Below are 13658 nucleotides of genomic sequence, written 5' to 3' on the forward strand. Positions count from 1 at the left end.
GCCCCTCAGCCCCTCAGTCCCATTCCAGGCCGCCGCGCCGCCACACGTACGCGTAGGCGACGAAGACGGTGAGCACGAAGAGCAGCATCTCCACGAGCCCGAAAAGCCCCAGGGCGTCGAAGGTGACGGCCCAGGGGTAGAGGAAGACGATCTCGATGTCGAAGACGATGAAGAGCATCGCCGTCAGGTAGTACTTGATCGGGAAGCGACCGCCTCCGGCGGGAGTGGGCGTCGGTTCGATGCCGCACTCGTACGCCTCAAGCTTTGCCCTGTTGTACCGCTTTGGCCCGATAAGCGTGGCCATGACCACGGAGAAGATCGCAAACCCCGCACCCAGGGCACCGAGCACGAGGACGGGCGCGTACGCATTCACGCTCCTCGCTCCTTCCAGTCGTCCTTGACCGTTGGACCGCACCGCCGGGCGTGAAAGATCGCCCCCATGTGAGGCAGTTCACAAGCCCGGCTGCCCCGCATCTTATGCCTGCCCCTCTGTGATCTGCGACACGGGGTACAGCAAGGACTTTGTGATCTCCGCCACCTGACGAAGGATCATGAAGTCGGATGAGCGGTGATCTTGTTGCGCGAAGCACCCAGGTGATCACCAGATGTGACATCCGGACCGGAAATCGCTGTTCGGAGGGGGTGTCGCACTATCAAGTGTTGGCCAGTACAAGCAAATTGGCGGTGGACGGACCCGGGTGATAAAGGATCCGCCCGTCGCCCGGTCGGGGGGTTCGGCGTACGGAGGTGGACACGTGCGCGCTTTCACGAGCTCCCGCGAGACGCGGGTGTGACCTGCGTCACTTCACATGAGCCCCAAAAGAAGAGAGCTTGGCCATCGGTGTCAAGAGGTGGTAAGCGTCGGGCAATTCGGGCTTTTCAATGAAAACCCGTGATCAAGGGCCGGATGACCCATGCCCGATTTGCCCGTTACGGCGTCAATAAGGCTGCCACGGAAGCGGATTCACGGGTTCCGAACGTAACTGTGGCGCAACCCACGTTTCTTGAAGGGAACCCTGATGCCCTGATAGCGGTTGTTCCCATGTCCCACACCGCTCACATACCCAGCCACCGGAAGCCCCGCCGCAGCGCCTCGAAGCTCGCGCTCCGCGCCGGAGTTGCCGGTGGCGTCCTCGGCACCATCGCGGTGGCCGGTGCTGCCGGGCCGGCGAATGCCGAGCCGGTGACCGAGACCATCGAAATGCCCACCCTGGGCTCCCTCGACGGCGTCACCGGCATCGCCAGTGCCGTCGCCGCGTCCGCCGAGGCCTCCCAGCAGGAGGCCCTCGACCAGAACCTGCGGTCCCGCGAGGACGCGGCCCTTCAGACCGCCTCCAAGGAGGCCAAGAAGGCCAAGGCCGAGGCCGAGCGCAAGGCCGCGGCCGAGCGCGCCGAGAAGGCCCGCCTCAAGGCCGAGCAGGAGCGCAAGGAGGCCGCGGAGCGCGAGCGCGCCTCCCGCGACTCCGTCCGCACCCAGCTCACCAGCACGAGCACGTCGGACGACGGCGGCTCCTCGTCCTCGGACGGCGGCTCCGGCGCCTCGCAGGGCGACTCGCAGACGCAGGCCCCCTCCGGCTCCGCCGCCGCGATCGTGGCCTTCGCCAGGGCCCAGATCGGCGACGCGTACGTCTCCGGCGGCACCGGCCCGAACTCCTGGGACTGCTCGGGCCTCGTGCAGGCCGCCTACAAGGCCGCCGGCATCGACCTGCCCCGCATCTCGTACGAGCAGTCGAGCATGGGCACCTCCGTCTCGCTGAGCGACCTCCAGCCCGGCGACGTCCTCTACTGGGGCAGCCGCAGCGGCTCGTACCACGTCGCGATCTACGTCGGCGGCGGCAAGTACGTCGGCGCCCAGAACCCCTCCACCGGTGTCGTCGAGCACACGATGGACTGGGACACGCCCTCCGGCGCGGTCCGCATCCTCTGATTGCGCCTTCACGGTGAAAAGCCGTCACTCCTCGGGGGAGTGACGGCTTTCGCCTTTTCCGCCCCTACGGGGGCGTTTCGTCCTACTTCCGGAAGACCTCGATGATCCGGGCGTAGCTGTCGCCGCCGTGACCCGCCTCCACCGCGCTCCGCATCAGCTCCAGGTGCAGCCTCGGCAGCCGCCCGTCGACGCCCCGCACCTCGCCCGCGTGGAGCAGATGGCCGATGGTCGCCACCTGGACGTCGATCGTCGCGTCCGATCCCGGGTACTCCCCCGCGTCGATCTGCTCCGCGTACCCCGTCATGAACCAGGAGACCGTCGACAGCCAGCGGGTGGCGAGCGCCGTGAAGTCCCGGGCCGGCACCCCGTCCGCGCCGGCGAGGGCGGTGGCGTGCAGCCAGCCGCCGAAGACCGACCACATGAGGCCGAGGAGCCCGGCGTCGTACAGCGAGGCGAGACCCGCGTCCGGACCGAGGTCGATCGGGTCGCCGAGCACGGCGAGCGTCGCGCGGTGCGCCGCGAACAGCTCCGGCCCGCCCGCGTACAGGATCATGTTCGCGCTGTCGCCGACCCCCGGCGGGGTCGTCATGATGCCGCCGTCCAGATAGCCGACGCCGTGTCCGGCGGCCCACGCGGCACTCTCGCGGGCCTGCTCGGGCGAGCCGCTGGTGAGGTTGACGAGGACCCGTCCGCGCAGCGACTCCACGACCGGGTCGAGGAGTTCGCGCACCGCCGGGTAGTCGAGGACGCAGACCACGACGAGCTCGCTCGCGGCGACCGCCTCGGCGACGCCGGCCGCGCGGACCGCGCCTCCGGCGACGAGGGCGTCGGCCTTCTCCGGCGTGCGGTTCCAGACGGTGGTGGGGTGGCCGGCCGCCAGGAAGGCGGCGGCGAGCGCCGCGCCCATCTGCCCGAGGCCGAGGACGGAGACGGTGGTCGTGGTGGTGGGGTGCTGTGCGTTCATGGCGTCCACGCTCGCAGCGGCGGCACCCCGCCGACAGTGGCAGGACTGACCACGGGCGCAAAATTCCTGCCCGCATCTCGGCCGGTCGGCATAGGGTCGCGGACATGAGTCCCGGAGTCGTCGCCATCGCCGTCGTGCCGGACCGCCGGACCGGCACGTCCCTGTGGGAGCTGTACGAGCTCGCCATCGCCTGCGCCGTCTTCGGCAACCCCCAGCCGGACCTCGCCGACCCCTGGTACGAGCTGCGTCTGTGCGGCGAGGCGGGAACCGGGGTGTTCTCGGTGCGGACCTCCCACGGTCTGGAGGGGCTCGTCGGCGCGGACACCGTCATCGTGCCGTCCGTCCCCGACGCCGTCGTCGAGGACGGCGAGGAGGTCCCGGCCGAGCTCGTGGCCGCGCTGCGCGCCGCGGCCGCCTCGGGGGCGCGGATGGTGTCCCTCTGCACGGGCGCCTTCGCGCTCGCCGCCGCCGGACTCCTCGACGGACGCCGGGCCACCGCGCACTGGCAGCACACCGGCCAGCTGGCCGCCCGTCACCCCGGGGTCCTGGTCGACGACTCGGTGCTCTACACCGACGAGGGCACGGTCCTCACCAGCGCCGGGGCCACCGCCGCCCTCGACCTCTGCCTGCACCTGGTGCGCAAGGACCTCGGCGCGGGCGTCGCCGGGCAGCTCGCCCGGCGCCTGGTCGTGCCGGCCCACCGCGCGGGCGGCCAGGCCCAGTTCATCGAGGCGCCCGTGCCGCCGAGCGACGAGGACAGCCTGGGACCGGTCCTCCAGTGGGCCACCGAGCACCTGGCCGAGCCGCTGACCGTCGACCTGCTCGCCCGACGGGCCCGGCTGAGCCCGCGGACCTTCCACCGGCGGGTCCAGGAGGCCCACGGCACCACCCCGTTGCAGTGGCTGCTCCGGCAGCGGGTGGCCCGCGCGCAGACGCTCCTGGAGTCGACCGACCTGCCCGTGGAGCAGATCGGCGACCGCACCGGACTCGGTACGGCGGCCAATCTGCGCCGCCACTTCACCCGCGCGGTCGGGGTGTCCCCGACCGACTACCGCCGGGCGTTCAGGCCTTCGGGGCCACCTTCGAGAGGCCGTTGATGATGCGGTCCATCGCGTCGCCGCCCGTCGGGTCGGTGAGGTTGGCCAGCATCTTCAGCGTGAACTTCATCAGCAGCGGGTGGCTCAGACCGCGCTGGGTCGCCAGCTTCATGATCTTCGGGTTGCCGATGAGCTTCACGAACGCGCGGCCCAGCGTGTAGTAGCCGCCGTAGGTGTCCTTGAGGACCTGCGGGTAGTTCCGCAGGGCCAGCTCGCGCTGGGCCGGGGTCGCGCGGGCGTGCGCCTGCACGATGACGTCGGCCGCGATCTGGCCCGACTCCATCGCGTAGGCGATGCCCTCGCCGTTGAACGGGTTGACGAGACCGCCCGCGTCACCGACGAGCAGCAGGCCCCTGGTGTAGTGCGGCTGCCGGTTGAAGGCCATCGGCAGGGCGGCGCCCCGGATCGGCGTCGTCATGTTCTCCGGGGTGTAGCCCCAGTCCTCCGGCATGGAGGCGCACCAGGCCTTGAGGACCTCGCGCCAGTCCAGCTCCTTGAAGGCGGAGGACGAGTCGAGGATGCCGAGGCCGACGTTGGACGTGCCGTCGCCCATGGGGAAGATCCAGCCGTAGCCGGGCAGCAGCCGGTCCTGCGCGCCGCGCCGGTCCCACAGCTCCAGCCAGGACTCCAGGTAGTCGTCGTCGTGGCGGGGGCTGGTGAAGTACGTCCGCACCGCCACGCCCATCGGGCGGTCCTCGCGCCGGTGCAGGCCCATGGCCACGGAGAGCCGGGTGGAGTTGCCGTCGGCCGCGACCACGAGCGGGGCGTGGAAGGTGACCTCGCGCTTCTCCTCGCCCAGCTTCGCGTGGACACCGGTGATCCGGCCCGTGCGGTCGTCGATGACCGGCGCGCCGACGTTGCAGCGCTCGTACAGCCGGGCACCGGCCTTCTGCGCCTGGCGGGCCAGCTGCTCGTCGAAGTCGTCGCGCTTGCGGACGAGTCCGTAGTCCGGGTACGAGGCGAGCTCGGGCCAGTCCAGTTCGAGCCGCACGCCGCCGCCGATGATCCGCAGGCCCTTGTTGCGCAGCCAGCCGGCCTCTTCGGAGATGTCGATGCCCATGGAGACGAGCTGCTTGGTGGCGCGCGGGGTGAGGCCGTCGCCGCAGACCTTCTCGCGGGGGAACGCCGTCTTCTCCAGGAGCAGGACGTCGAGTCCGGCCTTGGCCAGGTAGTAGGCGGTGGTGGAGCCGGCCGGGCCCGCCCCGACGACGATCACGTCAGCGCTGTGCTCGGAGAGGGGCTTCTCGGTCACGGCGGGTCTCCCGAAAGGTCGGCGAAGAGGACGTAGGGAAGTCTAGGACGGGCGGTGCGGGCCGGGCCGGAGGGGCGGCCCGAGGGGCGGTGGCTACTCCGCCTTGAAGCCGCGGTGCAGGGCGACGATGCCGCCGGTCAGGTTCCGCCAGGCCACGTCCGACCAGCCGGCCTCGCGCAGGAGGCCCGCGAGCGTGGGCTGGTCCGGCCAGGACTGGATGGACTCGGCGAGGTACACGTACGCGTCGGGGTTGGAGGAGACCGCGCGCGCCACCGACGGCAGGGCCCGCATCAGGTACTCCTCGTAGACCGTCCGGAAGGGCGCCCAGGTGGCGTGCGAGAACTCGCAGATCACGACCCGCCCGCCGGGCTTCGTCACCCGGTACAGCTCGCGGAGCGCCTGCTCGGTGTCCTGGATGTTGCGCAGCCCGAAGGAGATGGTGACGGCGTCGAAGACGTCGTCCCTGAAGGGCAGCCGCATGCCGTCGCCCGCGGTGAACGGCATCCAGGGGTGCCGCTTCTTGCCGACCTTCAGCATGCCGAGCGAGAAGTCGCACGGGACGACGTACGCCCCCGCCCGCGCGAAGGGCTGCGAGGAGGTGGCCGTGCCGGCCGCGAGGTCGAGGATCTTCTGCGCGGGGCGCGCGTCGACCGCCCGGGCGACCTCCTTGCGCCAGCGCCGGTCCTGGCCGAGCGAGAGCACGTCGTTGGTCAGGTCGTAGTTGGCCGCCACGTCGTCGAACATGGAGGCGACTTCGTGCGGCTGCTTGTCCAGGGATGCTCGGGTCACCGGCGTTCGGCCTCGCAAGATCGGGTGCGGACGGATCCGCCCATTCTGGCAGGCGGACCCCGGCCGTCCGGAGCGGGCCCGCCCGGAGCCGCGCCGGGCGTCACGAGGACCCGACCGCTCGGGCGTCAGCGCGACCGGTGGACCAGTCGGCCGTCGATCACCGTCGCCACGCACGTCGACGCCCCCCGGCGCACCAGCTCCGCCGTGTCCGCGACGTCGAAGACCGCGAAGCGGGCCGCGCCGCCGGGAGCCAGGCGCGGGAGCAGGATCAGGGGCGTGGGCGACAGCGCCGGGGGCCCGGGGAGGACCTCGGGGCGCCGGCCGACCGCGAGACCCGCGCGGCGCACCGCGTCCAGGGCGCCCCGGGTGCGCAGCTCCCCGGCGACGGCGACCGTGCCGTGCGCCAGCATCCGCTGGACCCCGCGCCGGGCGCTCGCGCCGAGCCGGGCGGGGTCGGCGCGGAGGATCTCCGCGGCCCGCTCCCCCGTGACCGGCGCGGTGCCGTACGTGTCGGCCTCGCGCGGGTCCGGGTGGTAGGTCCGCTCCAGGAGCTCGGGGGCGTACGGATTGAGCAGGCCGGGGGTGAGGATGCCCGGCCAGCGGCGCAGCCGGGCGTCCTGGTGCGCCTCGGCCAGCTCCTCGTACGGGCCGACGGCGGCGATCCGGGCGCCGTCGACGAGGACGGCGGTCTCCGGGGACGCCTCGGCGGCGTGGAGGGTGAGCACGGGTCTCAGCGGGCGTCGAGGAGCTTCAGCTCGGGGTGTGCCGTGCCGCCCTCGATCGCCGTGGAGGAGATGTGCGAGGCGACGCGCTCGTCGACCGGGTCGTCCGCCGGGTCGTCGTGGACCACGATGTGCTCGTAGGTCGTGGTGCGCTGGGCCGGGACGCGGTCCGCCGTGCGGATCATGTCGATCATCTCGCGCAGGTTGGAGCGGTGCTTGGCGCCGGCCGAGGAGACGACGTTCTCCTCCAGCATGATCGAGCCGAGGTCGTCCGCGCCGTAGTGCAGGGTCAGCTGGCCGATCTCCTTGCCCGTGGTGAGCCACGAGCCCTGGATGTGGGCGACGTTGTCGAGGAAGAGGCGGGCGATCGAGATCATCCGCAGGTACTCGAAGAGCGTGGCCTGCGTGCGGCCCTTGAGGTGGTTGTTCTCGGGCTGGTACGTGTACGGGATGAAGGCCCGGAAGCCGCCCGTCCGGTCCTGCACGTCACGGATCATGCGCAGGTGCTCGATCCGCTCGGCGTTGGTCTCGCCGGTGCCCATCAGCATGGTGGAGGTGGACTCGACGCCCAGCTTGTGGGCGATCTCCATGATCTCCAGCCAGCGCTCGCCGCTCTCCTTGAGCGGGGCGATGGCCTTGCGCGGCCGCTCGGGGAGCAGCTCCGCGCCGGCGCCCGCGAAGGAGTCGAGGCCTGCGGCGTGGATGCGGGTGATCGCCTCCTCGACGGAGACCCCGGAGATGCGGGCCATGTGCTCGACCTCGGAGGCGCCGAGGGAGTGGATGACCAGCTGCGGGAAGTCCTTCTTGATGGCGGCGAAGTGCTGCTCGTAGTACTCGACGCCGAAGTCCGGGTGGTGGCCGCCCTGGAACATGATCTGGGTGCCGCCGAGCTCCACGGTCTCCGCGCAGCGGCGCAGGATGTCGTCGAGGTCCCGGGTCCAGCCCTTCTTGGTGTCCTTGGGGGCGGCGTAGAACGCGCAGAACTTGCACGCCGTCACGCAGACGTTCGTGTAGTTGATGTTCCGCTCGATGATGTACGTCGCGATGTGCTCGGTCCCCGCGTACCGGCGGCGGCGCACGGCGTCGGCGGCGGCGCCCAGCGCGTGCAGGGGCGCCGAGCGGTAGAGGTCGAGCGCCTCCTCGGGGGTGATCCGGCCACCCGCCGCGGCGCGGTCGAGAACGGACTGGAGTTCGGCCTTCTCGGTCACCGGGTGCGTCCCTTTCGGAGGGGTTCTGATCGACCGAACCAGCGTACGCCAGGGCTCCTGGCGGCTTCCGCAGGGTGTCCGTACGGGCCTCGGGCGAATATCCGGTGAATTCCGGGCGCGGCCCGCTCGCCCGTCCCCGCGCGGACCGGGACCCGTCCTTCGGTGCCGGTCCGTCCCCTATTCACGGGGGCTCGCGGAAAGGCCCCGCCCGGCGTGCGGGAGGGCGCACCGGTATTTCTTTCCCGCACCATTCCCCCCCTCGGCCGGGCATTCCGCCCGGCCGGGCCGCTTATCGTGCCGGTGGCGGCAGGAGTTCCACCCTGACGTCCGCCGGGAAGCCGGTCGTGGGGCCGGTGCGGCGGGCGAACTCGCGTACGCCGGCGAGCTGCTCGGGGCCGAATCGGAAGTCGAGCGTGCGGAAGTACCGCTCCAGCAGTTCGGCGTCGAAGGTCTCCCAGCGGGCGGCCTGCTCGGCGACCTTGGCGACCTCTTCGAGCGAGAGGTCGCGGGAGGCGAGGAACGCCTGGTGGACCTCGTGGACGGTCTCCGGTTCGCGCGCCAGGAAGTCCTTGCGGGCCGCCCAGACGGCGAAGACGAACGGGAGTCCCGTCCACTCCTTCCACATCAGCCCGAGGTCGTGGACCTGGAGGCCGAGCCGGGGCGCGTCGTGCAGGGAGGCCCGGAGGGCGGCGTCGCCGATGAGGACGGCGGCGTCCGCCTCCTGCATCATCAGGCCGAGGTCCGGCGGGCAGGTGTAGTAGTCGGGCTCGACCCCGTACTGCTCGGCCAGCAGCAGCTGGGCGAGGCGGACCGAGGTGCGGGAGGTGGAGCCGAGGGCCACGCGCGCGCGGTCGAGCTCCTCCAGGGGCCGCTGCGAGACGATCACGCAGGACATGACGGGGCCGTCGCAGCCGACGGCGATGTCGGGGAGCGCGACCAGGTCGTCCGCGTTGCGGAGGTACTCGACGAGGGTGATGGGCCCGATGTCGAGGTCGCCCCGGACGAGCCGCTCGCTGAGCTTCTCCGGGGTGTCCTTGGTGAGCTCCAGATCGAGGAGCGTCCCGGTCCTGGCGAGGCCCCAGTAGAGGGGGAGGCAGTTCAGGAACTGGATGTGTCCGACGCGGGGCCGGCTGCGCTGGTGGTCGTCGGTTGCTTTGTCCACATCGCGAGGCTAGACCCGTCTCGCGGAGTGGGCATCGGCGGGGCACACGTGTCAGCACACGGAACGGAATCAAACATGCGGGTGACGTGATCTTTCCCTCTACCGCCCCGAGCGTCCTGCGTGCTACGCTCAACGCAAGTTGCAGTTTGGTTTCCCTTGCAGTACAGAGCCTGCGGAGCATGTGACCCGCAGGCTTTTGTAGTTTTCAGACTTGTTTGCAGGTTCTGGAGCAGGGCGACCCTTTGGCCCATAGGAGGGCTCATGGCTACCGGAACCGTGAAGTGGTTCAACGCTGAAAAGGGCTTCGGCTTCATCGCCCAGGACGGCGGCGGCCCGGATGTCTTCGTCCACTACTCCGCGATCAACGCGAACGGCTTCCGCTCGCTCGAGGAGAACCAGCTCGTGACCTTCGACGTCACGCAGGGCCCGAAGGGCCCGCAGGCGGAGAACGTCTCCCCGGCCTAAGTTGCCCGGGTCGGCGAACGCGCACGACTAGAGCAGTACCCAAGGAGCCCCGCTCCGTGCCCCAGGGCACGAGCGGGGCTCCTGCCCTTTCCGTACGCTGGACACATGACCGAACGCAAGCCGCCCGGAGTCAGCTTCGAGTCGTTCGTCGACAAACAGATCCGCGAGGCAGCCGAGCGCGGCGACTTCCGGAGCCTGCCCGGATTCGGGAAGCCCCTGCCCGACGACTCGGCCCCGTACGACGAGCTGTGGTGGATCAAGGGCAAGATGCACCGCGAGGGCGCGTCCGTGCTGCCGCCCTCCCTGGCCCTGCGCAAGGCGGCCGAGGACGCGCGGGCGGAGATCGCCTCGGCCGTCTCGGAGAGCCAGGTCCGCCGCGTCCTCGGTGAGATCAACACGAAGATCGCCGAAGCCCTCGCCCGGCCGCCGGCCGGGCCCCCGCTGAACCTGCGGCCGTTCGACGTGGAGGCCGAGGTGGCGCGGTGGAAGGCGGGGGGACGAGCGGAGAGGAACCAGTCGTGAACAGTGCCGGTCTGCTGGTCGACGCGTTCGGCCGGATCCGCGAGGTCGTCCACGAGGCCGTGGAGGGACTCGCCGACGAGGAGCTCGCCGCCCGCGTCGACCCCGACGCCAATTCCGTCGCCTGGCTCGTCTGGCACCTCACCCGCGTCCAGGACGACCACCTCGCGGACGCCTTCGGCACGGACCAGGTGTGGACCTCGGACGGCTGGGCGGACCGCTTCGGCCTGCCCTTCCCGAAGGGCGCCACCGGCTACGGGCAGACGCGGGCGCAGGTGGCCGCGGTGCGCGCCCCGGCCGAGCTGCTGCTCGGCTACCACGACGCCGTGCACGCCCGCACCGAGGAGCTGATCCGCGGGGTCACGAACGCCGATCTGGACCGCGTCGTCGACACCCGTTGGGACCCGCCGGTGACCCTCGGTGTCCGCCTGATGTCGGTGATCGCGGACGACCTCCAGCACGCGGGACAGGCGGCGTACGCGCGGGGCGTGGTGGAGCGACGGGGCGGGTAGGCCGCCGGGTCCGACGGGCCCCGGCGGCGTGGCGGGGCGCGGAGCGGAGCGCGCCGGGGCGTGTAGCGGAGCGCCCAGGGGGCCGGTAGACCGGCGCCGCGCGTACCGGAGCTCCCGGGACCGGTCCGGTGAGGCGCGTACCCGAGCACGCAGGGGCCGGTGGGCCGATGGGGTGCGGCGCCGCACGTACCGGAGCCCCCGGGACCGGTCCGGCGCCGCACGTACCGGAGCGGACGTTCCCACTTCTGCCGGGGCGCGTTTTCGGCCGCCCGGCGTACAACCCCCGGGCCCCCTCGTCAGTCTGACCGGTCGTCGCACGCGCGTTCGCGCGCGCGACGACCGGTTCTCACGGGGGAAGACCTTGAACGCAGTGCGCACCACCGATCCGACCCACCGCCCCGGCCAGGCCCCGGCGACGACCGGCCTCCCGACGGGAGACGGCGCCCGAGCCGTCGTCGCCGTCGAGGTCGTGACCCTCCACGCCGCCTTCGCGGCCCCCGCGGCCCGGCAGCCCGCACCGACCGGCCCGTACGGCCCCGCCGCCTGACGTCCCACGACGCCTCGTCACGCCTCCCGGCGCCTTCCGACGTCCCCCGGCGCTCCTCACCGACGCCGCCGCGACGCCTTCCGACGCCCTTCGCCGCCGCACGAGCAGATGCACCACCGGGACGCGCCGCCGCAGCCGCGTCCCGTCCTTCCACCCGCCTTCGAAGGACTCGAAACGTGAAGCACACCCGGACCTCCGGCCGCCGGCTCGCGGCCGCCCTCCTCACCCTGTCCACGGTCACCGCCGTGGCGGGGACCCTCGTCGCCGTCCCGGCCGTCGCGGCCGTCCCCGCCGCCGTGGCGGGCACCACCGGCGCCACGGCGACGAACCTGCCCGTCGACGCCGAGATCGTCAGCGTCGGCGACACCGGCTACCTCACGTCCCGGAAGGACGGCTCCGGCACCGAGGTCCTGGAGTGGCACGCCTCTTCCGACGGATCGGTGACCACGGTCGGCACCGGCGTCAGCGGCTACGACAGCAACTCCGACCTCCTCGTGACCGGCGACGGCAGCACCCTCTCCGTACGGGACATGAAGAACGGCGGCGCCTGGCGCGCGTCCTTCAACATCGGGGCCGAGTTCCCGTCCGGCAGCACGAAGCTCGTCGGCGTGGTCAACGAGAACCTCTTCGTCAGCGTGGCGACCACCGGGGACTACCACGAGCTGTGGCAGCTCTCGAAGGTCAACGGGGTCACCAAGAAGAGCAAGCTCTCCTCCCGTCCCAAGAACGTCGACTACAAGGTCGTCGCCTCCGCGGGCAACGACTTCGTCGTCCTGGGCAGCGTCCGCGAGCCCTACATCCCCACCGACAGGATCGTGTACTGGTACGCCAAGGGGAACGTCGGCAACGGCACCGTCGTCGACTGGGGCGGCAGCTCGGGCACCGCCGCGTGGGACCAGTCGTCCACCGGCGCCCTCACCTCCTCGTGGGAGGCATGGGTCCACGCGTCCCAGGACGGCGGCCTGGAGATCGGCGCGCACCGGCTCGGCACCGGCTCGACCACGCGCATCCCGCTGACCGGCGCGCTCACCCGCTCCGTCGTCGCGGGCATCGTCGGGGACACCGTCTTCTACGGCGTCCCGGGCACCGCCACCGCCGAGACGCCCGGACCGCTGTACGCGCGCAGCCTCACCGACCCGGCCGCCCAGCCGTACAAGGTCCTGGACAACTTCTCCAGCGTGGCCCACGCCCCCGACGGCTCCCTGCTCGTGCGCGGCTTCGGCGCGGCCGGCGACGGCCTCTTCCGGATCTCCGGCAGCGGCGGCGAGCGCCCGTCGGTCGCGCTGGAGGCGAGCACCGGCCGGGTCCTGGCCGTGCAGTTCACCGACTCCAGGATCGCCACCTTCGTCGACCTGGAGAAGGCCGGCACCACGCTCCCCATGGAGTGGACGCTCTCCCGGGGCAACGCCACCGTCGACCTCACCCTCACGCACGTCACCACGGGCAAGAAGCTGACCAAGCGCCTCGCCGCACCCCTCCCGGGCAACCGCTTCAGCTTCGTCTGGGACGGCGTCCTGGAGGGCATCAGCGCCCCCAACGGCAGCTACACCTGGAAGGCGACGGCGGCGCCGACCGACGGTGTCGGCGGCCCGGCGACCGTCTCGGGCAGCTTCCAGGTGGTGCGCCGGGCCAACGCGCACGATCTCAACGACAACGGCTCGACCGACGTCATCGCCCGGGACGCCGCCGGCGCCCTGTGGCGGGACGACCTCTTCGACTGGCCGGTCGGCGGCCAGGCCAAGCCCGCCCTCCGGACGAGGATCGGCACGGGCTGGGGGATCTACCAGCAGATCGAGGCGGTCGGCGACATCGCCGGCACCTCCCACGGCGACGTGCTCGCCGTGGACGGCTCGGGCTCCCTCTACCAGTACCTCGGCCGGGGCGACGGCACGCTCTCCGCGCGGGTGCGGATCGGCGGCGGGTGGGGCGGCTACAAGCGGCTGACCGGCGGCTCCGACCTGAACGGCGACGGCCGGTCCGACCTCCTGGCCACGGACGCCTCGGGCGTCCTCTGGTTCTACAAGGGCACCGGTTCCGCCACCGCGCCCTTCGCCGCGCGGGTCCGCGTCGGCGGCGGCTGGGGCGTCTACAACCAGATCACCGCCACCGGCGACATCGCGGGCGCCTCGGCCGGAGACCTCGTCGCCCGCGACACCGCCGGCGTGCTGTGGCTCCACCTCGGCTACGGCAACGGCACCTTCGCGCCCCGGATCAGGATCGGCGGCGGCTGGGGCGGCTTCAGCCAGCTCGTCGGCGCGGGGGACGTGACCGGCGACGGCCGCCCCGACCTGATCGGGTACGGATCGGCCGGCACCTACGTCTACCGCTCGACGGGCTCCACCGGCGCCCCCTTCACCCGTCAGTCGACGTCGCTGTACGCGGGCGAGGGCACCAAGTTCACCTCGGTCTCCTGAGCTTCTGATCTCCCGACGCCCGACGTACAACCATGCGAACGGCCCGCGAGTCGTGTGGGTGTGGCGGATGGACGCCGCAT

The 13658-nt window shown here is 71.8% G+C and carries 14 protein-coding genes; 7 read left to right on the forward strand and 7 right to left on the reverse strand.

Annotated features, from left to right (window positions below):
* Nucleotides 1-13 precede the first annotated feature (13 nt).
* Nucleotides 14-373 (reverse strand): NADH-quinone oxidoreductase subunit A, encoded by a 360-nt coding sequence (locus tag ACFYXU_RS05125; protein ID WP_019888619.1) that lies wholly within the window; start codon nucleotides 371-373, stop codon nucleotides 14-16.
* A gap of 669 nt (nucleotides 374-1042) precedes the next feature.
* Between ACFYXU_RS05125 and ACFYXU_RS05130 the strand changes: the two genes are divergently transcribed.
* Nucleotides 1043-1927: a C40 family peptidase gene (locus ACFYXU_RS05130; RefSeq protein ID WP_389407502.1), complete on the forward strand. Its 885-nt coding sequence runs from the start codon at nucleotides 1043-1045 to the stop codon at nucleotides 1925-1927.
* 82 nt (nucleotides 1928-2009) lie between these two features.
* Here ACFYXU_RS05130 and ACFYXU_RS05135 read toward each other — a convergent pair whose 3' ends face one another.
* The gene (locus ACFYXU_RS05135) at nucleotides 2010-2891 is read right to left on the reverse strand and encodes an NAD(P)-dependent oxidoreductase (protein WP_389407503.1); all 882 of its coding nucleotides are present in this window, start codon (nucleotides 2889-2891) and stop codon (nucleotides 2010-2012) included.
* A 104-nt stretch (nucleotides 2892-2995) separates the two neighbouring features.
* Here ACFYXU_RS05135 and ACFYXU_RS05140 point away from each other — a divergent pair, with 104 nt between their 5' ends.
* Nucleotides 2996-3988 carry a helix-turn-helix domain-containing protein gene (locus ACFYXU_RS05140; RefSeq protein ID WP_376507429.1) on the forward strand — a complete coding sequence of 331 codons (993 nt, stop codon included), beginning with the start codon at nucleotides 2996-2998 and terminating at the stop codon, nucleotides 3986-3988.
* Here ACFYXU_RS05140 and ACFYXU_RS05145 read toward each other — a convergent pair.
* The 5 genes from ACFYXU_RS05145 to ACFYXU_RS05165 form a co-directional block, all read right to left on the reverse strand.
* Complete coding sequence (locus ACFYXU_RS05145) at nucleotides 3954-5240, reverse strand: geranylgeranyl reductase family protein (RefSeq protein ID WP_361393128.1); 1287 nt, start codon at nucleotides 5238-5240, stop codon at nucleotides 3954-3956. The genes ACFYXU_RS05140 and ACFYXU_RS05145 overlap by 35 nt on opposite strands.
* Before the next feature lie 93 nt (nucleotides 5241-5333).
* Nucleotides 5334-6029: a demethylmenaquinone methyltransferase gene (locus ACFYXU_RS05150; protein WP_376507427.1), complete on the reverse strand. Its 696-nt coding sequence runs from the start codon at nucleotides 6027-6029 to the stop codon at nucleotides 5334-5336.
* Between the two features lie 125 nt (nucleotides 6030-6154).
* Nucleotides 6155-6754 (reverse strand): hypothetical protein, encoded by a 600-nt coding sequence (locus ACFYXU_RS05155; RefSeq protein WP_376507426.1) that lies wholly within the window; start codon nucleotides 6752-6754, stop codon nucleotides 6155-6157.
* A gap of 5 nt (nucleotides 6755-6759) precedes the next feature.
* The gene (mqnC, locus tag ACFYXU_RS05160; RefSeq protein ID WP_329851186.1) at nucleotides 6760-7959 is read right to left on the reverse strand and encodes a cyclic dehypoxanthinyl futalosine synthase; all 1200 of its coding nucleotides are present in this window, start codon (nucleotides 7957-7959) and stop codon (nucleotides 6760-6762) included.
* A 289-nt stretch (nucleotides 7960-8248) separates the two neighbouring features.
* Nucleotides 8249-9121 carry a menaquinone biosynthesis protein gene (locus tag ACFYXU_RS05165; RefSeq protein WP_329851188.1) on the reverse strand — a complete coding sequence of 291 codons (873 nt, stop codon included), beginning with the start codon at nucleotides 9119-9121 and terminating at the stop codon, nucleotides 8249-8251.
* A 261-nt stretch (nucleotides 9122-9382) separates the two neighbouring features.
* Between ACFYXU_RS05165 and ACFYXU_RS05170 the strand changes: the two genes are divergently transcribed.
* The 5 genes from ACFYXU_RS05170 to ACFYXU_RS05190 all read left to right on the forward strand — a co-directional run bounded on the left by ACFYXU_RS05170 (nucleotide 9383) and on the right by ACFYXU_RS05190 (nucleotide 13578).
* Nucleotides 9383-9586, forward strand: coding sequence for a cold-shock protein (locus ACFYXU_RS05170; RefSeq protein ID WP_015035453.1), 204 nt, complete (start codon nucleotides 9383-9385; stop codon nucleotides 9584-9586).
* Nucleotides 9587-9691: 105 nt separating this feature from the next.
* The gene (locus tag ACFYXU_RS05175) at nucleotides 9692-10108 is read left to right on the forward strand and encodes a DUF1992 domain-containing protein (protein ID WP_389407504.1); all 417 of its coding nucleotides are present in this window, start codon (nucleotides 9692-9694) and stop codon (nucleotides 10106-10108) included.
* Nucleotides 10105-10617 (forward strand): DUF664 domain-containing protein, encoded by a 513-nt coding sequence (locus ACFYXU_RS05180; RefSeq protein WP_389456515.1) that lies wholly within the window; start codon nucleotides 10105-10107, stop codon nucleotides 10615-10617. Before ACFYXU_RS05175 ends, ACFYXU_RS05180 begins: the two co-directional genes overlap by 4 nt.
* A 370-nt stretch (nucleotides 10618-10987) precedes the next feature.
* The gene (locus tag ACFYXU_RS05185; RefSeq protein ID WP_384824837.1) at nucleotides 10988-11164 is read left to right on the forward strand and encodes a hypothetical protein; all 177 of its coding nucleotides are present in this window, start codon (nucleotides 10988-10990) and stop codon (nucleotides 11162-11164) included.
* Nucleotides 11165-11340: 176 nt separating this feature from the next.
* Nucleotides 11341-13578 carry an FG-GAP repeat domain-containing protein gene (locus ACFYXU_RS05190; RefSeq protein ID WP_389456517.1) on the forward strand — a complete coding sequence of 746 codons (2238 nt, stop codon included), beginning with the start codon at nucleotides 11341-11343 and terminating at the stop codon, nucleotides 13576-13578.
* The last annotated feature ends 80 nt before the right edge of the window (nucleotides 13579-13658 follow it).

The organism is Streptomyces sp. NPDC002232 (assembly GCF_042890295.1).
Lineage (GTDB): Bacteria > Actinomycetota > Actinomycetes > Streptomycetales > Streptomycetaceae > Streptomyces.

Coding starts and splice junctions, on each gene's coding strand:
- ACFYXU_RS05130 (WP_389407502.1), top strand. CDS start 1,043: ATGTCCCACACCGCTCACATACCCAGCCACCGGAAGCCCCGCCGCAGC.
- ACFYXU_RS05135 (WP_389407503.1), bottom strand. CDS start 2,891: ATGAACGCACAGCACCCCACCACCACGACCACCGTCTCCGTCCTCGGC.
- ACFYXU_RS05140 (WP_376507429.1), top strand. CDS start 2,996: ATGAGTCCCGGAGTCGTCGCCATCGCCGTCGTGCCGGACCGCCGGACC.
- ACFYXU_RS05170 (WP_015035453.1), top strand. CDS start 9,383: ATGGCTACCGGAACCGTGAAGTGGTTCAACGCTGAAAAGGGCTTCGGC.
- ACFYXU_RS05175 (WP_389407504.1), top strand. CDS start 9,692: ATGACCGAACGCAAGCCGCCCGGAGTCAGCTTCGAGTCGTTCGTCGAC.